The sequence below is a fragment of the Labilithrix luteola genome, from assembly GCF_001263205.1.
GTDB lineage: Bacteria > Myxococcota_A > Polyangia > Polyangiales > Polyangiaceae > Labilithrix > Labilithrix luteola.
Map to the genome: position 1 here is coordinate 1767493 of NZ_CP012333.1, position 18763 is coordinate 1786255.

Below are 18763 nucleotides of genomic sequence, written 5' to 3' on the forward strand. Positions count from 1 at the left end.
AGCATGAGCGTCGCGAGCAACGAGAACACGAACGACACGCTGGCACTCGTCGTGGACACGATCCGAGACGTTGTCGCCGAAGACTGGATCAAGGACTACGAGATCAATCGTGAGACGCGCTTCAGTCGCGACATGGAGCTCGACAGCCTGGAGTTCGTCCGGATCGTCGACGCGATTCAGGTCGCAGTCGGTTCGCAGATCGACGTGATGGAATGGCTGTCGGGGAAGACAATCCCGGCGCTCATCGAGCTTCGCGTCGGCGACATCGTGGACGTGATCGACGCCGCCAAGCAGACGTCCTGAGAATGGCGCGCGTCCTGTTCGCGGTGCCTCCGCTCGTGGGGCACGTCAACCCGGCGTTGGCCACGGCGGGGGCGCTATCGCGTCGTGGTCACACGGTCGCGTGGGCGGCGCCTGCCGGCTACATCTGCGAGCACCTGCCGGCCGAGGGCACGATCTACGCGCTCGACGGGTGGGAAAACGGACAGTTCGTCCTGCAGGACCGGTCTGCCCGAGGGCTCGAGAGCATCACGCAGGCCTTCGGGCGGTTCGCCGAGATGGCAGCGGCGACGTTCGCCCCCATGGTGGCGGCCGTCAGGGCATTTCAACCGGATGTCATGGCGGTCGATCAGCAGATGCTCTCGGGGGCGCTGGCCGCACGACACGTGGATGTCCCGTGGGCGACGCTCGTCACCACGAGCGCATCGGTTGCGAAGCCGGCGCCGCCGCTCGACGCGTGGCTGGAGGATCAGTGGCGGCGCCTGCAGGAGACGTGTCTGCCTGGGACCACGCCCGTGCTCCATCCCGACCTGTCGCCGGGCCGTGTGATCGTCTTCTCGTCGAAAGCCCTCGTCGACCCCGCAATGGAGCTCCTGCCCGCGGACTACCGCTTCGTCGGGCCGGCCGGGGGCAACGGCCGCCGGGATGTTCCATTTCCTTGGGAGTGGCTCGATGCGCGCCGGCCGCTGGTGCTCGCCTCCCTCGGCACGCGCGAGCGAGACGAACGTGCCGCTCAATTCTTCCGGACGATCATGGCGGCCGTGACGGACATGGATGTCCAGGTCGTCATCGTGGCGGACGAGTCGCTCTCCTCCGAGGCCCCCGCCAACGTGCTCGTTCGCTCGTATGTCCCCCAGCTGGCGCTGCTGGATCGGGCGGCGGCGGTGATCGGCCATGGCGGCCACAACACGGTATGCGAGGCCCTGTCGCGCGGCCTCCCGCTGGCCATCGCGCCGGTTCGCGTGGATCAACCAACCGTGGCGAGGCAGGTGGTGAGCGCCGGCGCTGGAGTGTCCCTGCGCTATGGGAAGCTCACCGTCGCGACCGCGCGCGCGGCCATCATGAGCTTGCTCAACGACCCGGAGCTACGCGCCGGCGCGGCACGTCTCGCGGCGGCGTTCGCCGAGACGCGGGGCGCGGAGGCTGCGGCAGACGAGCTCGAAGGAATGGTCTGATTCATGGAAACGATCGAAGTCGACGGCGGTGCGCTGAGCGCCATGTCCATGGGCACGGGTCGCCCAGTGCTCTTCCTGCACGGCCTCATGACCGGCAGCATGGCAACGTGGTACGCGCCCTTCGCGCTGCCGCTGTCCAAGACGCGACGGGCCGTCATCTACGACCTGCGCGGGCACGGAGGCAGCTCGACGCCCGCGTCGGGCTATGGAGTCGTCCAGCAGTGCGAGGACCTGGACACCGTGCGTCGGCGCTATGCCGGTGCGACGGACGACGATCGGATCGATCTCGTGGGGCACAGCGCAGGCGCGGTCATCGCGTTGTGCTACGCGCTCGCGAAGCGGGCTCTCGTCCGCCGTCTCGTGCTCGTCGACCCGCCGATCATCCCGTCCGAGCGCGTGCCGTCGGATTGGGTCGAGGCCGGCGTGAGGGGAACGCTCCACGCCCACGCTCGTCTCCTCGATGCGAGTCCTGATACCGGGGCTCCTCGTGGCGCTCCTCCTGGTCGACGAGAGGCGCGCATGCGAGAACGCGTCCAACGTCTGCTTCACGAGACGACCTTGGTCGCCGATCTCGCCGATACCCGGTTTCCCGATGTCCAGACGCTGGCATCGTTCGATGTGCCGGTCCTCATCGTGACGGGAAAACGTTCCGAGTGGCACGCGTCGTCGGTACGTCTGGCTCAGTTGCTCCCGGTCGCGCGATTGGTCGAGTTCGACTGCGGTCATTACGTTCCCGACGAGCAGCCGGTCGCACTGCGTAGCGAAATCGAAACCTTCCTGTCGACGCCCGAGATCGCCACGTGACGCCGCGGTTCGAGCGCCCTCTGTCCTCGCTCGAGCGGTACGCGCTCGCGCTCGACCGCGTGCACCGCTACGAGGTCGTGGCCGTCGCCGAAGGCGAAGGCGATGTCGACGCCGATCGGCTGCGCGACGCCATCACGTCGGTGGCAGCGGTCACGCCGGGGCTCCGCGCGAGGCTCACCGAGGACGAGACGAGCGCGCGCTGGGTCGGTGATGGCCCGCTTCCCGACGTCCGCGAGGTCGACGACAGCGAGTGGGATGGCATGAGCGAGGGCCACACCGCGTTCCTCGATCGGCGCTTCGACGCCAGCAGCGGTCCCGTCGCCGAGGTGATCATCGTCCGTTGCCGCGACGACCGCACGCGCCTGGTCTTCCGTGGACTGCACGCGGCCTTCGATGGGCGCGGGCTCGTCCACTGGGCGAGCGACATATTCCGCGCGCTGCGCCAGGAGCCGCTCGTCGGATCGTCGGACGTCGTGACCGACGATGATATCCGGCGCGCCCACCGCAAGCAGACGATCGAGTCCGGCATTCGACTCCCGAAGCCCGCCGTTGCCATCCCGGTCCTCGATCATGGTGGGCCGATTCACCCCTTGGCGTACGTCTATCGCCGCGTCGATATCGACCATGACGTGGCGAACCTACTGGGCCGCGCCGCTGTGTTTCTTGGCCAGTGGGCATGGCGCCGTGAGGCGGGCGCTGTCTCATTCGTCGTGCCGATCGACTACCGGGGCCTCCGCACCGAGTCGACGAGCATAGGCAACCTCGTCGGCTACCTGCGCCTCCCGGTGGAGCCGGCGGACTCGCCGCGCGCGGTCATTCACCGACTCATGGTCTCGGTGCGCGGCTACATGGATTGCCGACTGCTGCTGCCGTTCGGGTTCGACCGCCAGCCACTGGCGTTGCTCGCCGACGGGATCCGCGCGCGGCAGGACACGGCGCTCTACTCGGCGACGGAGGCATCGCCGAGCGGCAGCCTCGTGTCGATGGGGGCCGTCGCACCGGCGGTGATTTCGTGTCCAGGCTTTCGCGGCCGCCTGGCGTTTCCGATCCCGCCATCCTCGGGCAAACTGGGCGTGATGCTCGTGGAGCGCCCAGGCGGCGTCACCGCCGTCTTCTCCGCCCCCGCTGCGTACAACCACCGCGGCCAACTCGACGAGCTCGTACACGCCTTCCGCGAGCAGCTCACCCGCGCCCGGTCCCGCGGCTAACACCGCACTCGAGCGAACGACCTCCCTCCGGACGCAAATCAGCGCGGTCGCCTTGACGCTCGTCGTTAACCCACTACAACTGTAGTGCGTTCACGATCGGTGTCATGAGGGAGGCCGGAATGACGGAACGGAAGAAGACAATCCACGACACGGAGTGGGATCTCCTCGAGGTGCTCTGGTCCAAAGAGCGCGCTACCGCACGTGAAGTCGCCGAAGCACTCGCGGAAAAGCGGGCGTGGGCCGTTTCCACCGTGAAGACGCTTTTGGATCGAATGGTTCAAAAGGACCTGGTTTCGGCGCGCCAAGTAGGAAACGTGTGGGAGTACACGCCCGCGGTACGCGCCGTGGACGCCCAACGATCGGCGTGGGCCGAGCTCGTCGACAAAGCGTTCGGCGGTTCGGTCGCTCCCGCGCTCCACTTTTTGGCGAAGGACGCCCAGCTCTCGAAGAAAGAGCTCGCCGAGCTCCGCGCGCTGCTCGACGCAAAAGACGGGAAAGGAAAGCGCCATGATTGAATCACTGATCGATCTGGGTCGAGTCCTCGTCGCGAAGCTCTTGGTGCTGAACGTGTGGACGGCGCTGCTGCTCGCCGGCGCCATCGTCCTCGATCGCGCGTTGTCGCCTCGCGTCCGCGCGTCGTGGCGGATCGCGTTGTACGCACCGTTGGTGCTTCGTGTGCTTTTGCCCGGCGACTTCAGGCTCCCCATCGCCGGTGCGCGCCTCGATGTCATTGCCATACCGCTGGCGCGCATAAGTGCCCGCACGCCCGACGCTGTCGCCGCGTCCCACGCGTGGCTTTACGTGCTTCCGGTGCTTGTCTACCTCGCGATTGCCCTGCTCCTCGCGTCGCGTTCGATCCTCGCACGCGTACGACTCGAACGCGCCCTCGCCGACGCCACATTGAAGTCGCCGGCAACGCGCGACGTGCCGTGCCCGATCTACGTCCACGACGAGCTAGGTCCCATGGCCATGGGCGTGCTCACGCCGCGCATCGTGGTACCGGCGCGTCTCCTCTTACCCGGCGAAGAGCACGCCCTCGACTGCGTGCTTCGTCACGAGATGGCTCATTATCGAAGGCGCGACGCGTGGCTCGCCCTGGCCCTCGAGGTTCTTTCCATCGTCGCGTGGCCCGTCGTGCCGGTATGGATCGCCATCACCCGCGTGCGAGAGCTCATCGAGCTCGCGTGTGACGAAGCCGCGCTTGCCGGCGCCGATCTCGCGGCACGGCGCCGTTACGGCCATGCACTTCTCGATATGGCCGAGCGTTGGACGCATACCGTGACGCCGCTCCGTGCAGGCGGTCTCCACTTCGGCTCGTCGCTCCGCAAGCGCATCGAGGCGCTCGCCGATTCGCGGCGCTGGCCGACGTCGGTGCAAGTCGCCGCCCTCGCGCTCGCCTCCATGGCGCTGCTGATTGCATGCGGGAGCGCGGCGCAACCGGCATCGCCCGCGGCCGCCGACGCATCGTCGAACGCGCCGCCAGGCGACGGCGCCGGCCAACGCGGCCGCCTTGCGCCCGAGGTGATCCAAGGCGTCGTCCGAGCAGAGTTCGGCCGGTTTCGGACATGCTACGAGACGGGCGTCGTCAAGGACGCAAAGCTCGCCGGCGAAGTGCACGTCAAATACACCATCGACGAGAACGGTACCGTCACGGACGCCGCCGTCGATCACTCGACCATTCCCGACCAAGACGTGGTCGCATGCGTGGTCTCCGCGTTCAACAAGCTCACCTATCCGAAGCCGAGCGGCGGAGTCGTCACCGTCGTCTATCCGATCGCTTTTGGGCCCTGATTCGGCAGAAGACCACCAAGCCGGGTTTCGAACGGTGAGCGCCTCAGCGAAGCTCCCAATAAAAGCGCTTGTTGTCGCGCCCCTTATTGTCGAACTTCACGAGCCGCGCCTCACCGATCTCCCCCGTCGAATGCACGTGCGTGCCGCCGCACGCCTGCGCGTCGTAGCCCGAGATCTCGACGATCCGCACCGCGCCGTCGACCACCGGCGGCGCAACGTTGAGTGTGCGTACGAGCTCGGGCCGCGCGCGAAACTCCTCCTCGGAGATCACGCTCGATGCAATCGCCAGCCGCTTGGCGATCACCGCGTTCACCTCCGCCTCGAAGACCCCAAGCTGCTCGCGCCCGAAGCCGTCGAGCTTCAGATCGATGCGTGAGCGTTCCACGCCGAGCTGTGCACCGGTGATCGCGCCGTCGAACCTGTCGCGCGCAACGGTGTTGACGATGTGCATGAGCGCATGGTGGCGCATGAGCTCGAAGCGAAACGACCAGTCGAGCACCGCCCGCACCTCGTCGCCGAGCTCGAGCGGGCGCGCGACTTCGTGCCAGATGAGCCCGTCGCTCCCCTCACGCACGACGGTGACGGCCACCGGCTCGCCGCGAACGACGAGTGTCCCGCGATCGTGCGGCTGCCCGCCGCCGCCAGGGTGAAACACGGTCTGCGAGAGGGCGCACGCAGCGCCGTCAACGGCGACGACGGCACCGTCACACTCGCGGCAGTAGGAGTCGTCGAGGTAGAGGCGGCGGGACATCATGGGAGCTCTCTGAATCGCGGGAGCGGCGACTCCCAGTATTTAGCATACGTGCGCGCAAGCAGCGGATTTTCACCGCGCGGAGAAGCGATCGACGGCTCGAAGGCAGCTTTCCGCGCCGCGGTTGAAGCTTGCCCTGACGGCGAGATGCTATGGATTGTTCGGTCGATATCCCGACCAGACAATCGCGCATCGCGCATCTTTGTTGAAGTCGAGTGTCGTTCGCGCGGATGCGTAGAGAAAATCGCCTTCCTCGACCACGAAGTGGCCGGCAACGTTCAGATGCTCTTTGGCTGGTGCGAGCAGCATCCACTTCGGATGCGTGGCATTGCTCGCAGCAAAGATGGCTAGTTCGTCAGGGCAACCGCCGCTGGCGAAGACATTGGTGATCACGAAGGGGCCTTCGAGAGCGCGCGCACGACGGCAACGCGCGTCGGCGTCGGCACTGCTGCAGGGCGAAGCGCGTTCTTCGAAGGCGGGAACGATCATGCCCGTTCGAAAGGCGTGGGCATCCACGGCATCTCCTACGAAGCCGTTGGTCTTGAGGGCGCCTGCGTTGCGGGATGCGTCCTTCTCGACGGTCTTGGCGGTGCGAGGCGCGGACTCGGCGGCGCCCGCAGGTGCGCCCTCCGTGAGAATGGCCATGACTTCGTGGAGGGAGCGCGCGGTGTCGGCGTCGAGCGCACCGATGATCGGTTCGGCGGTTTTCGCGAACTTCTTCAACTGCGCGGGCGAGTTCTGCGCCGCCGCTTTTCGGAGCTTCTCCTCGGCGTCAGCCTTGTCGCCGCTCACATAAGCCATTGCGCCATCGGCGAGCGCTGGGCACCCTTGAAGCCCAGTAGAGCTACATTGCCCGGCAAGTTGGCTCTTCGCCATCGCCTGCGCTGCGCCGCATCCGATACTGGCGCAACTCGCGACGAACAGGACAAATGTAAACACCCGAGTCGCAACCATTGTCATGTCTCCCGCCCCCGCACGATGCTGGGCATAACCCTCAACAATACATGAATGAGAGGGACTACGGGCGAAGAATGGCGAAACACTCAGGCGTCAGGCGTCAGGTGTTCCGAACGCAAAGAGCACGAGCCGAAGCGTTCGTTCTCCTCTCGGAAGGATCTCGAGCATTCGCATGATGTAGCCACCGCTCGCAATGTGAGTCGTATGCCTCCTCATGTAACCGCTGGTTCCTTAGGGGCTATGGGTACGTAATTTCACGTAGGAGCATTTCCGAGGAGCCGCCCCCGGCTAGCGCGCAGATGGCACGCGATCCGCTGATCGCGATCTATGGCGGACTTCGCTCAAGCCTCGTCCTGGGCGCTTCGGTTCTGTCGTGGCGCCCGACGAAGAGGTAGGCTCGCGCCATGCAAGCGAAGCGCCTCATGCACCGATCTGCGAAGTTGGCATACGCCATCGGGCCGATTCTGGTTGGGGCCAACATCGTCGGTTGCGGGGGATTGATCTACGAGCCGCCGACCAGCAGCGATCGCGATGGTGGCTTCAGCCAGAGCAGCAGCAGCGGCGGAAGCGAAGGCGGCGCGGCCCACGCTGAAGGAAGCGCGAGCGAGTACGACGCGGGACTCCCGTACGACAGCGGCACCATCGACGATGATGGCGGTGGCGCTGACCAGGACTCGGCACCCCCGCCTTGCGGAGACGGCGTCCTCACGGCAGGCGAGGCGTGCGACGACGGGAACCTATCGAACGCGGACGGCTGCAACGCGAGCTGCGAGATCGAGCCGGGGTGGGCCTGCGCTGGCTCCGCCGGCTCCGCCGGTTCCGCCGGTTCCGCTAGCGTCTGCGAACCGATTTGCGGTGATGGCATTCTCGCTGGCGGCGAGACGTGCGACGACTCGAGCGCGTGTCCGGGCACGTGCCGGGGCACGCTCTGGAGCAAACGCTACGGCGATAGCTCAATGCAACAAACCGCCGGCCTCGCCGTCGATACGACCGGAGCCGCGATCATCACGGGATTCTACCAGGGGACTCTCGACTTCGGCGGCGGGCCGCTTCCTTCATCGGGCATCACAGACCTGTTCGTCGCAAAGCTCGACGGGGCGGGTAAGCACCTCTGGAGCCATCGTGCCGGCGGCCATGGCGACGACCGTGCGCTTGCCGTGGCGGTCGATTCGACAGGCAACGTCGTCGTCACGGGTGTCTTCAGCGAGACCATCGATTTTGGCGGCGGCCCACTCGTTGCCAATGGCTCGTGGGACGTCTTCGTCGTCAAGTTCGATGCCGCGGGCCATCACCTCTGGAGCAAACGGTTCGGCGACTCCTATCAGCAGGAAGGCCATGCGCTCGCGATCGATGCGAACGGAAACATCCTGGTCGCCGGTATGTTCTGGGGCGCGATCGATTTCGGTGGCGGCGCGATGACGAGCGCGGGGTACTCGACCGACATCTTCCTCGCCAAGCTGGACGCGGACGGCAATCACGTCTGGAGCAAGCGGTTCGGCGACAGCGGAAGACAGGACGCGCAAAGTGTCGCCGTGAATGCTGCCGGTGATGTCTTCGTCACGGGGGACTGCGGCGGTACGGTGGATTTCGGCGGTGGCCCGCTCACCGCAATTGGCGAGCGTGATGCTTACTTGTTGGCGTTCGACGCGACGGGCCAGCATCGCTGGAGCAAGCGCTGGGGCACGGGAAACGTCTACGACGGCGGCTCGAGCGTGACGGTGGACCCGGCGGGAAATGTCCTCCTGGCGGGATACAGCCAAGGGCGTATCGACCTCGGAACTGGGATCCTGACTGGCAAGGGCAACCTGGACGTCTTTCTCGCGAAATTCACGCCCGCGGGCACTCCGATCTTCGCGCGTCTCTTTGGCACCGTGGAGAACGAGTTCCCATCCTCCGTCGCCACGGATGGATCGGGGAACATCCTGCTCACTGGCTACAACGAGGGTCCCATCGATTTTGGTAACGGCCCGCTCGCGCACACGGGCAACCGCAACACGTTCATCGCCAAGTTCGACGCGTCAGGCGCTCCCGTTTGGAGCAGGGGGTACGGCATCTCGGCGACGGGCACGGGCATTGCTGCCGACGGGATGCAGAACGTGCTCCTGACAGGCTACTTCACGAACACCATCGACTTCGGCACGGGCGCCTTCACCAACGCCGGCGGCTATTACGGGAGCGACGACATCTTCGTCGCGAAGCTCACTCCCTGACGAATCGAACCGGCAGGTCGGCAGCGACAGTGCATTGGGTTGCAACGCCGCTCACGAGCTCACGCCCCTCGGTCCCGGCGGATGGGAGACGTGGACCTCGCGCCCATCACATCGATGGTGAACTTGATCGCCGTGAACCGCACCTGATTCGTCGTTGGCGCTCCGGACCTCGCCCAGATGTCGAACTCGTCGACGAGCTGCGCCTGCTTCTTCAAATGCTCGTAGGAGATCGGCAGCCGATCGTAGTGAAGTTGAAGCTGGTACGACCCGATTGCGACGTGAAACATGCGGCCCCCGTCAGCTTCTCACGCACGAGCCAATCTCATCCTCGGCGAGTGCCTTCGCCCGCTCGAGACTGTCCGCCAAGATCGCTTCTCGTCCGAAGGGTGACCAGTAGACTTCGGGCTCGTACTCGCCCTCTCTCGGCACCTCACGGAAGAGCCAGATCTGGAAAAGGCCATCACGCCTCCAGGTGATCTCCGCTTTGCACGTTCGGTCTCCCGAGAAGATGACCTCGAGAATCAGTCCGTTCGTGCCCGCCTCTTTCCAGAGTTCTTCGGTGGCCTCATCGGGGACTCGTTGTCCTTTTGCTCGATGTTCGTACAGCAGGTGCGTCAGCATCTCGGCGGCAGTAGCGCGCCGGAATTCTGCGCCAACGCCAGGACAACGCTCACACGTAAACCCGCCACGCGTGTCCGCGTAGACGTAGACATCGGAGTCTCTGGTAAAACGGGCGAAGGCCATAGGGTCGAACGGCGCTGCAGAACGATCCGCCACGCTGAGCTCCGGACTAGTTCTGCTTGTAGCAATACATGGTGTCGCGAGGTTCTTCGCCCCGGTCGTCGCGACGTATGCCATCACCTCGCGGTCGCAACAATCGAGGCTGAAGGCGACCTGCACCCGTTCGCCGTTCCAACACCGGATCTGCTGGTTTCTTCGTGCTCGTAGGTCTGTCCTAGGTCTAAGCCCAGATGACCGATCGAAACAGGGGCTTCTTCACCGGAAGGCTCTTGCTCGCCGAAGCCGGCTAAGCTTTCCTTGTCGCCGAGCACGCGGCTCGGGCCGGTTCTCAGCCCCCTGCTGGAGGCGTGATCCTTCGATGACATCCGCCACGCCCCTCTTGTGTTCACGATGCGGCGCGCCGTTGCCCGTCACCGCGAACAGCACCGCGACCTGCTCGTATTGTGGCGTGGTCACCGAGGTGCGCCGCGCAACCGCGATGCAGCCAGCAGCGTCGCCGGAGGTGCCAGCAGCGTCGCCGGCGCTCGAGCCCGCGCCCCCCGCGACGTCGCCCATCCCACCACGAATGGCGCTGCTCTACGCGCTGTTGGCCGGTGGCGGGGTCTTCTTCATTTGCATGCGCGCGATTTTCTGGCAGTCGGCTTCCGAGCCGCCTCGAAACGAGCAGTTCTCCGGATCGGTGCCGCCCTTCGCGGGGATCCCGATGCTCGCGCAAGCGCCTGTCGTACGCGAAGCCGACGGTTGGATGTCGACCCCTGTCCGCGGCCCCGACGGGACGGTGGCGGGCCTGGTGCACACGCCTGCGGCCTGGGCCTTCGTGCAGATCGACGAACGCAGCGGACAGGAACGTTGGCGCTCGCTGCTTCCGAATTTCCTGCGCTCGTTCGAGCGCTTCGCCGGATGGCGCGACGGCGAGATCGCCGAGGTTCCGATCGCGCTCGAAGGCGGCAATCAATACCTGGTCACGTGGCAGCGAGAGTTCATGTTGCTCGATCGGCAGAGCGGTAAACCTCTGCACTCGGGGAAGTTCCCCGAGCCCGTGCCCGCGGCGTCCTCGAAGCTCGGGGCATGCTTCGTGGATGGGAAGTATTGGGTCGGCGTCGGCCCGTACGACTCGCGGGTCGGTGTGCTCATCGACACGAACGGGCGCGTGAGCGCGACCGCGAGCGAACGCCCGAGCGGCTGCTACGGCCTGCCGCCCGGCGCCGATTTTGGTAGTCCGATGCAGAGTGCACGAGATTGGCGGCGCCCCTACCCCGAGTTCTGCGGCGGCGACGACGGGGCACACACGAAGGAAGCCATGGCGTCGATGCGCGCGGGAGAGTCCGGGCTCTTGTGCGAAAATCGTCGCGGCGACGACGACCCCGAACACGATGTGATGTGGTTCGAGGGCAAGGAGCTCGTCATGCGTGACGGTCGACGTTGGCGCAGGTTCTGGCACTACGACCTCGAGCGTGGCGGCTACTACGGCAAGCCAGCGGGGGTCGAGCTCGGCCGCGAACAGGTGTTTCTCAACCAGCTGCAAAGCGAGTACCGCACGACCACTCCTCGTCCCGGCTCCTTCGAGACCGCGCGCGAGAGCCCCGTCGCGCAGTCGGTGGTGTTCGCCGTCGAGCGTAACGGCACGCTGCGCTGGGCATTCACCGTCGGCATGGCGCCCACGGACAAGCCTCTACCGTGGCGGGTCGCGATGTTCGCCTCGCACCCCCAGTCGAAGACGCAAAACCTGTATTTGTACCGCCCAGGGCAACTGCTCGCGCTCGATCAGAAGACGGGCTCGCCCTCGTGGCAGCTCGGGGTGGCAGACGGACGCGCGCTGGGCCTGCCTTCGGTGACCGTAAAAGTCTTCGGTGACCCTTCCCATCAACAGGTGGCGCAAGCCGCGCGCGAGCCCGCCATGGCCTGTTACCTGAACGCGGCGCAGAAGGGCCCGGTCGGAACCGGCCCTGTGTACGGGCGCCTCACGTTCGAAAAGACGGGCGCAGTGAAGAGCGCCGCGCTGATCGATTCGAAGCTGCGGAGTCAGGAGGCGACCGAGTGCGTGCTGCATCTCTTCGATCGCATGACGTTCCCGCCGATGCAGGTGGGCTACACCCCGACGGAGGCGGTCGAGGTCGTGTTCGCCGACGGCAAGTGAACGCGTCGCTCGCCGGACCGGCTCGTCGAGAAGCTTCGCACCGAGTCGGTCGTACGGCTTCCAAACCAGCGGCGCGACCTGGAACCGGAACCACAAACGGAGTGGCAACCGTCTCTCCGTGCAATTCGCTCCGCGATCTTCACGAGGCCGTCCTTCTCGGCTCTTTCATTGCCAATTGCGGAGCATCCCTTGCGGAGCAGCATTTGCGGAGCAGCGCAGCGCTGTTCGCTATTTGTATGCAAAGCACTCGTGCTCGCCTCTTGGTTGAAGGACACGAAGGAGATCAGCAGCGCTCTCGAGTGGGCCATCGTCGCAATGACATCGAAACGCGACCACCGAGAAGGAAGTCGCCGTGGGACCGAGCGCTCTCCATCGATACAAGCATCGCGTCGTGCGCCCCCCTCTATGAGGTATACCGGCGATCAGGGGGCGTCGATTTCGGCAATCGCACGAAGATGCGAAATGACAGGGGACTTCGGATATGCCTCGACGAAGGCGCGGGCGTGCTTTTTCGCTTCGCTTAGACGCCCCGCCTGCACGAGCGCATCGACGAGGATCACCTCCCGCTCCTGAAAGAGCACACCGTGCGGAAACTCCGCGTGACCGGCCAGCGCGAGGTCGATCGCCTGCGCGGGATCCGACGTCGCCTTCCGCTGGAGCTTGGCGAGCTGAAGCACCTCGCGTTGGTGCTCGTCCACGGTCGAGAGTGGCGGGGCGGCCGCGGCGGCCGAGCGAGCGGCGGCGCCTGCCGCGATGGGTGAAGTCGATGGTCGGACCGCAGGCAGCGAGCCCACGGAGACAGCCTGAACCTCGGGTGACGGCGACACGCTCGGGCCGTCGGTTTGCGGTGGCTGCAAGACTGCCGTCGAGACCGGCGGCGCGATACTCGCAGAGCGGGCGCTCAGAGTCGCGACCTCTCTGGAGGCCGGCAACCCGCCCCCCCCCAGAGGCCCTGCCGGGGCGTTGGCACGCACGACGTAGGCATACGTTCCGCCGCCTGCGAGTAAGAGCGCGCCCAGGAGAAACGTCGTCTTCGTCACGAGCGTCCTCGTCGCGCTGGCGGCGGCGCGCACGTTGGCGATCGGCGGACACGGATGATTCGCGAGCATCGCTTCGAAGCGCTCGACGCCGCGAGCATGGTCGTACACCGGAGCGCTGGCGCGAGCCCCTCGCAGGACGAGACGCATGCGGTCGCTTACGTCGGGCTCATCGAGGATGCGTCGGGGCGCCGTCATGGCGACTCTTCCTTTCCGAGGCGTTCGTAGGCCTCGAAGAATTCGCGGCGAGCGATGCGGAGCCGCGAGTGAACGGTTCGGAGCGGTATGTCGAAGGCAACAGCGAGCGCGTTGCAAGGCTCGTCTTCGAGCTCGAAGAGGATGAAGAGGGCTCGGCGCTCGGGCGGGATCGTGTCAATCGCGCGCTGAGCGCGCTCGACGTCCTCGACGAGCAGTGCGCGCTCCTCGGGAGTCGGCGCTTCGTCGAGGACCCGCGCGAGCCCTTCACTGTTGGGGTCCGTCTTGCGTCGTTGCTGGAGGCGGCGTTGATCCACGCTCAGAAGGAGCGCGATCTTGGCGAGGTAGGTCGTTGCCTTCGCCTTTCCTGGCTCGAAGCCCCCTCGTCGATGGACAACGAGGAAAACGTCTTGCACGAGGTCGTCGATCTCGTGAGAGGGAACGTTGAGCCGATGAAGGAAGCGAGCGACGAAGTCGCCATGCGCGCGGAACAGTGAGGCGGCGTCGACGGTCGTTTGCTCGACCTCTGCATGCGGGATCTTCACGGCGTTCATGGCGACCATCGTTCGAGCGTCAGAAGCGGAGCTCTGGTCCGGCGGTCATACGGACACCGGCGACTGCAGAGCTCGCGCGGAGCGTCGACGCGCCATCGCGTACCTCCATGGACTGGCGGGTCGCTGGCACGACAGCGTCGGCGTCGACGCGGAGGGATATCGACGCCGTGATGGCGAAACTCCCCCGTAGGCCGACGCTCGCGGCCACCCAGGGCTGCACGGTCTCGACGTCCTTGCCGTAACCGCGACCTCGCACTTGCCATCGTCCCAGGAGTCCCCCGAGACAGCCGCCGAGCCGAAACCTCGCCACCGAGACGACGCTTGCGCATCCTTTGACGGAAATGGCGAGCAGACTCGAGTCGACCATCCCGAGTCCGAGCGAATACGCGAGCCCGCGGTGCCCCTCGGCGCCGAGCTCCACCGCCCAGCGGTCCGTGCTCGCGCCAAGCGAGAGACCGCCCCCGAAACCGACCGTCGGCATGAGCGCCACGCTGCTCGCGCCGTAAGCGGCCGCCGTCCGTGCCCAGGCGGAAGCGCTGCCCGGGCGCGAGGAGCCGGGTTTCTCCCGCGGAATTGCCGGGAGGCGAGGAGGAGTCACCTCCGGTGCGATCGCCATCGGAGGCGCAACCGGCTCGGCAGGTGAATCCGCTGAGCCCGACGCAGCACCGAGTCGCTCGAGCATGATCGCGAGGGCAAGGCCTGCGAGGCGCTGCTGTTCTCCGCAGTCTCTTGGCGGCGCTTCGAACCTCCGCTCACCGAGCGCGTGACCGTCACGATAGATCGTTGCGACGAGATCTTCGCCTTCCCGACTGAGCACGATGCGCAGACGGACGTCGTCCGCCCGGCGAAGTCGGAATCGCTCGATTTCCCGCAGCATCGCCGCCGCCGTGGGGCAGCCGTCCATGCTCGTGACGTGAAGCCCGCCCTCCTCCGGTTCGGCCGCAGAGCTCTGCGGTTCGGCGGCGGCATGGGCAGTCCACATGAGGGCCAAGACGACAGCTCGCCCTACACGCAACATCTCTTCGGAGTCTACTGCCTCGCATTCATCGAGGCGAGCGCGCACGTCCACGCCCCGTGAATGGTACGAGGACGTCCGATCACCACGACGACGACGACTTTTTCTCTCGCGGCGTGGTGATTTTTGCTCGCCGCCCCATCCATGGTCGATGGCACGCCGACTTTTCGCCCCCTTTGCGGTGCTCGCCACAACGTTCTGGGCGCACGCATGTGCTTCGACCTCGAGCGTCGTGGGCGAGACGATAGACGCGGGACCACCACCGACTCTCTCCTCCCCGGCAGAAGAGAGCGACGCCTCCTCGACACCGAATCAGACGACCTCGTTCTGCCCGACGAATACGTGCGCCGCTCCCTTCACGACCTGCCCGTCGTCGAACTTTCCATGCGACATCGACCTGAGCAAGGATCCCTATAACTGCGGCCGCTGCGGTGTCGTGTGCCCTGGCCTCGGCGACTTGGCGCTCGGCGCCCAGTTCGTTTGCATCGACGGAAAGTGCGAGATGCAGTGCCTCTCGAGCACGTTCGATGTACGGGCCGACTGCGACGGAGTCCGCGACAACGGCTGCGAGACGACGCTGCGCACGGTCGACAACTGCGGAACATGTGGAGATCGATGCGCCAGCACCGACCGCTGCAACAACGGCAAATGTGGATGCACGGCGCCACTCGTCGATTGCCAGGACCTCGTCTTGACGTGCGTGGATCTCGCGACGAACGACAATCATTGCGGCGCATGCAACAACCGATGCGCCAACGCACCGGCGACTCCCCCACCACACGCGTTGTACGGCTGCGTGGACTCGACCTGCGCCGAGCTCAAATGTGACATCAATCCACCTACTGTCTTGTGGACCGATTGCAATGGAGACCTGACCGCTCCCGGCTCGGACGGTTGCGAGATCGACCTCGCGCAGCCGGACGACGAGAACTGCGGGGCATGCGGGCTCGCGTGTCCCGGAGGGTCACACTGCAATTTCTATTACGACTCTCGCACACAAGGCAACGTACCGGCCTGCGCGTGTCCTCCGGGAACACGTGAATGCGCCCCACAAGTTTGCATCGATATCAAGAGCGGCGACCCGACGAACTGTGGCGCGTGCGGCCGTGCATGCCCCGGCATGGGCAGCCGGCATGCGGACGCGGCGTGCGTCAACGGCGAATGCAAGCTCCTATGCGCCGACGGCTGGGGTGATTGCAACGACAACGCGGTCGACGGCTGCGAAACCAACCTGCTCTCGGATCCGCAGAACTGCGGAGGGTGCGGTGTCTCTTGCAATGGAGTGGCCGGACAGGCCTGCGTCGGTGGAAAGTGCGCGGTCAAGCCGTGCCCCGGAGGAGTCAACTGATGCACGCGCGAGGCAGCAACGTGCGTGCGTGGGTCGGGCCTGCGGTGGCGTGCGCCCTCGCGTGTGCCTGCGCGAACTCACCCGAAGAGACCACGCCCCCGGCCGCCGAGACGCCATCGAACGATGCGTCGCCCCCCGAGGTCGTCGTCGACGCCGGAGTGGAGACCGGAGCATGCGAAGACTGCGAGCTCTTTCCCTCCGTCTGTCGAGAGGGCAACTTTTGCCCGGTCGAGGGGCTGTTCGGAACCGGCATCGACACACGCGTGCGCTTGAACGACATCGACGGGAGTTCAGATCGCGATGTGTGGGTCGTCGGTTCGCTCGGAACGGTCCTGCACTTCGACGGTGCGACGTGGCAGGTGTCACGCCTCGAGTCCGAGGAAACGCTATCCCGTCTGGTCTTGCGCCCTGACGGTGAGATGTGGGCCGCTTCGTCCCTCGCATTCGTTTACGTTCGAGAGGCGGGCGCCGCAGATTGGCGCGCGATCACGCCTATGGACACCGGTGGGGCCGCCTACTCCGAATGGAGCGCCCTGCAGGCGATGTGGAGCGCCCCCGGCTCCGAATGGGTCTGGCTTGGGATCGACTACACATATATCCAGCTCATGCGCGCACGGACGGCGGGCGACGGAATCGAGCTCGATCCGACACCAAGCAACGTCTACGACGCCTTCGGGCAAAGAGTGATGGCCCTTCACGGCGTGACGGACGACGAAGTCTGGGCCGTCGGTGAGCGGGGATCCGTATTCCGGATCTCGAACGCCACTTCGGAGCCGAGCATACAGGCATTCAATAGCCAAACCCAGACGACTCTCCACGACGTCTGGGCGCTCGCAGCAAACGATGTTTGGGCGGTGGGGGCTGCCGGCACCGTCCGACGGTATCGCGGAGGAGAGCTTGCCTGGGAAGTCGCCGAAGGGATTTCGACCAAGGCGACGCTTCGTGGAGTGTGGGCATCGTCGGCGTCCGACGTATGGGCCGTCGGCGACGACGCCACCATTTTGCACTTCGACGGCGTGGCCTGGTCGCAAACCGCCGTGGCCAATCTCGGCGGCAACCGCCCGGCGCTCTACGGCGTATGGGGCACCGACGCCGAGCATGTCTGGGCGATCGGCGATGGCGTCCTGCTCGCGCTCACGACCTCGGCAGGGAACACCCAATGATGCGGTCGAACGATTGGCTCTTTGGCTTCTTTGCTGTCGGCTTCGTGAACGTCGCGGGCGCGTGCGCGGAGGCGCAGAGCGAGACATACCGAACGAGCGATGACGATCCAACGCCGGACGCAGCGTCCGTATCGGAGGCCGGCACGCCTCCGGTGACCTCCGATGGCGGCGAGGATGTCGACGCGGCGCCTTCACTCCTCTGCAGCACGGACGGCTGGTGCGCGCCCGAGGTGCCCGAGCCGCCTCCGACGAACTTCTTCGATCTCTGGCCGCTGCCGACGACGGTGTTCGCCGTCTCGGAGAGCGGCGTGCTCGAGCTCGACGGGGATCGCTGGGTCTACGTGAACGACCGGGTTGCCTACGGTCGAGCGATCTGGGCATCGAGCCCGGACAACCTCTGGGCGGCGGGACTTCACGGTGCCGTCCTGCACGGCACGCGGAGCAGCGGGACGTGGCAGTGGACGGAAGAGAACATCGGCGAGGACGTCGCAATCGCGGCGATATGGGGCTCGGGGACAGACGACATCTATGCACTCACGAACAAAGCCGTTTATCACCGCGAGTCATCCGTAGACGGTGGACCGGTCTGGAAAATCGAGCTCGAGGACGACGCCGTCCCGGACCTGTATAAGTCGAACTCGCGCACTCTCACCGCGATAACCGGCTCGGGCAGGGACGACGTCTGGATCTCGGGAGCGAGAGGATCGTATTGCGGTTATCTCGCGCACAAGTCCCAGGGTACGTACACCGTCGTCGCCGATTGCAATTCCGAGTGCATCCAAGGCATGGCGTGCAAGGGTATCGCCGCCCCACCGGCATGGTTCGACCCCACCGCGCGGCGCTCGCCGCTACGGGTGCACGTTGCGACCCCGCAATCGGCGATGGGGGTCCGAGGCGAAAGCCTCGTGAGCTTCACGCGCGACGGCGCCGGAGCCTACGTCGTCTCGCGCCGTCCAGTCTCGGGAGTGCCCCCCACATTGGACAGCGCAGTTCCGTCACTCTGGGGGCCGACGGCGACCGATCTCTACCTCGGAGGCCAGGCCCAGGTTCGGCATAATCCCGACGTGGCGGAAGACGGCGGGACATTCACGATCTCGAGTATCGCCCTGAACGGCGCGCCGCTGCGTGCGTCCTTCATCGTTCGGGGGGCCAACGCAAACACGATTTGGGCATTTGGAGGGCCATATGCGGTCCGCAAGAAGTAGCCTCGAGTGGGCGCTCGCCGTCGCGGCGAGCTTGTCCATGGCAATGGGTTGCATGACGGTAACCCGATCCGAAGGAGCCGATCCTGAGGACGTGGCAGTGGTGGACGCTGGAGCCGCCGACGTCGTTTCTCGGGAGGCCGCGCCCCCTCGTCAAGATTCGGGCGGAGGCGGACAGACCTTCGTTCGACGGCCG

The 18763-nt window shown here is 65.9% G+C and carries 18 protein-coding genes; 11 read left to right on the forward strand and 7 right to left on the reverse strand.

Features of this window, described 5'->3' with window-relative positions; genetic code table 11:
* Positions 1-3: 3 nt before the first annotated feature.
* The 6 genes from AKJ09_RS07995 (at position 4) to AKJ09_RS08020 (ending at position 5257) form a co-directional block, all read left to right on the forward strand.
* Entirely contained in the window at positions 4-303 is a 300-nt protein-coding gene (locus tag AKJ09_RS07995; protein WP_146646588.1) for a phosphopantetheine-binding protein, read from the forward strand.
* A gap of 2 nt (positions 304-305) precedes the next feature.
* Positions 306-1454 (forward strand): glycosyltransferase, encoded by a 1149-nt coding sequence (locus AKJ09_RS08000; RefSeq protein ID WP_169927364.1) that lies wholly within the window; start codon positions 306-308, stop codon positions 1452-1454.
* 3 nt (positions 1455-1457) lie between these two features.
* On the forward strand, positions 1458-2258 hold the full coding sequence (locus AKJ09_RS08005) for an alpha/beta fold hydrolase (protein WP_146646590.1): 801 nt from the start codon (positions 1458-1460) through the stop codon (positions 2256-2258).
* Positions 2255-3466 carry a condensation domain-containing protein gene (locus AKJ09_RS08010; RefSeq protein WP_146646591.1) on the forward strand — a complete coding sequence of 404 codons (1212 nt, stop codon included), beginning with the start codon at positions 2255-2257 and terminating at the stop codon, positions 3464-3466. The genes AKJ09_RS08005 and AKJ09_RS08010 overlap by 4 nt, the downstream gene beginning before the upstream one ends.
* Positions 3467-3585: 119 nt before the next feature.
* On the forward strand, positions 3586-3981 hold the full coding sequence (locus tag AKJ09_RS08015) for a BlaI/MecI/CopY family transcriptional regulator (protein ID WP_169927365.1): 396 nt from the start codon (positions 3586-3588) through the stop codon (positions 3979-3981).
* Positions 3974-5257 carry a M56 family metallopeptidase gene (locus AKJ09_RS08020; protein WP_146646593.1) on the forward strand — a complete coding sequence of 428 codons (1284 nt, stop codon included), beginning with the start codon at positions 3974-3976 and terminating at the stop codon, positions 5255-5257. The genes AKJ09_RS08015 and AKJ09_RS08020 overlap by 8 nt, the downstream gene beginning before the upstream one ends.
* A 43-nt stretch (positions 5258-5300) precedes the next feature.
* Here the strand turns inward: AKJ09_RS08020 and AKJ09_RS08025 are convergent, their stop codons facing one another.
* Both AKJ09_RS08025 and AKJ09_RS08030 read right to left on the reverse strand, forming a co-directional pair.
* On the reverse strand, positions 5301-6011 hold the full coding sequence (locus tag AKJ09_RS08025) for an alanyl-tRNA editing protein (RefSeq protein WP_146646594.1): 711 nt from the start codon (positions 6009-6011) through the stop codon (positions 5301-5303).
* A 147-nt stretch (positions 6012-6158) separates the two neighbouring features.
* On the reverse strand, positions 6159-6809 hold the full coding sequence (locus AKJ09_RS08030; RefSeq protein WP_146646595.1) for a hypothetical protein: 651 nt from the start codon (positions 6807-6809) through the stop codon (positions 6159-6161).
* A gap of 560 nt (positions 6810-7369) precedes the next feature.
* On the opposite strand from AKJ09_RS08030, the gene AKJ09_RS08035 reads away from it, so the two are divergent.
* A complete protein-coding gene (locus tag AKJ09_RS08035; protein ID WP_146646596.1) occupies positions 7370-9175 on the forward strand; it encodes a DUF4215 domain-containing protein in 1806 nt (601 codons plus the stop codon).
* A 59-nt stretch (positions 9176-9234) separates the two neighbouring features.
* Here the strand turns inward: AKJ09_RS08035 and AKJ09_RS08040 are convergent, their stop codons facing one another.
* Both AKJ09_RS08040 and AKJ09_RS08045 read right to left on the reverse strand, forming a co-directional pair.
* Positions 9235-9462: a hypothetical protein gene (locus AKJ09_RS08040; protein WP_146646597.1), complete on the reverse strand. Its 228-nt coding sequence runs from the start codon at positions 9460-9462 to the stop codon at positions 9235-9237.
* Positions 9463-9472: 10 nt separating this feature from the next.
* Complete coding sequence (locus AKJ09_RS08045; RefSeq protein WP_146646598.1) at positions 9473-10075, reverse strand: hypothetical protein; 603 nt, start codon at positions 10073-10075, stop codon at positions 9473-9475.
* A gap of 199 nt (positions 10076-10274) precedes the next feature.
* Here AKJ09_RS08045 and AKJ09_RS08050 point away from each other — a divergent pair, with 199 nt between their 5' ends.
* Positions 10275-12053, forward strand: a complete 1779-nt coding sequence (locus tag AKJ09_RS08050) for a hypothetical protein (protein ID WP_146646599.1) — start codon at positions 10275-10277, stop codon at positions 12051-12053.
* A gap of 422 nt (positions 12054-12475) precedes the next feature.
* Here the strand turns inward: AKJ09_RS08050 and AKJ09_RS08055 are convergent, their stop codons facing one another.
* Genes AKJ09_RS08055 through AKJ09_RS08065 form a run of 3 tightly spaced genes read right to left on the reverse strand, consistent with a single transcriptional unit; the run spans position 12476 to position 14821 of the window.
* On the reverse strand, positions 12476-13288 hold the full coding sequence (locus AKJ09_RS08055) for a hypothetical protein (protein WP_146646600.1): 813 nt from the start codon (positions 13286-13288) through the stop codon (positions 12476-12478).
* Positions 13285-13839 carry an RNA polymerase sigma factor gene (locus AKJ09_RS08060; RefSeq protein ID WP_169927366.1) on the reverse strand — a complete coding sequence of 185 codons (555 nt, stop codon included), beginning with the start codon at positions 13837-13839 and terminating at the stop codon, positions 13285-13287. The genes AKJ09_RS08055 and AKJ09_RS08060 overlap by 4 nt, the downstream gene beginning before the upstream one ends.
* A gap of 19 nt (positions 13840-13858) precedes the next feature.
* A complete protein-coding gene (locus tag AKJ09_RS08065) occupies positions 13859-14821 on the reverse strand; it encodes a hypothetical protein (RefSeq protein WP_146646602.1) in 963 nt (320 codons plus the stop codon).
* A gap of 184 nt (positions 14822-15005) precedes the next feature.
* Between AKJ09_RS08065 and AKJ09_RS08070 the strand changes: the two genes are divergently transcribed.
* From AKJ09_RS08070 to AKJ09_RS08080, 3 genes are read left to right on the forward strand one after another with little or no spacing between them, the layout of a single operon-like run.
* Positions 15006-16202, forward strand: coding sequence for a hypothetical protein (locus AKJ09_RS08070; RefSeq protein WP_146646603.1), 1197 nt, complete (start codon positions 15006-15008; stop codon positions 16200-16202).
* The gene (locus tag AKJ09_RS08075) at positions 16202-17365 is read left to right on the forward strand and encodes a beta propeller repeat protein (RefSeq protein ID WP_146646604.1); all 1164 of its coding nucleotides are present in this window, start codon (positions 16202-16204) and stop codon (positions 17363-17365) included. Before AKJ09_RS08070 ends, AKJ09_RS08075 begins: the two co-directional genes overlap by 1 nt.
* The gene (locus tag AKJ09_RS08080) at positions 17362-18570 is read left to right on the forward strand and encodes a beta propeller repeat protein (RefSeq protein WP_146646605.1); all 1209 of its coding nucleotides are present in this window, start codon (positions 17362-17364) and stop codon (positions 18568-18570) included. Before AKJ09_RS08075 ends, AKJ09_RS08080 begins: the two co-directional genes overlap by 4 nt.
* Positions 18571-18763: the final 193 nt, after the last annotated feature.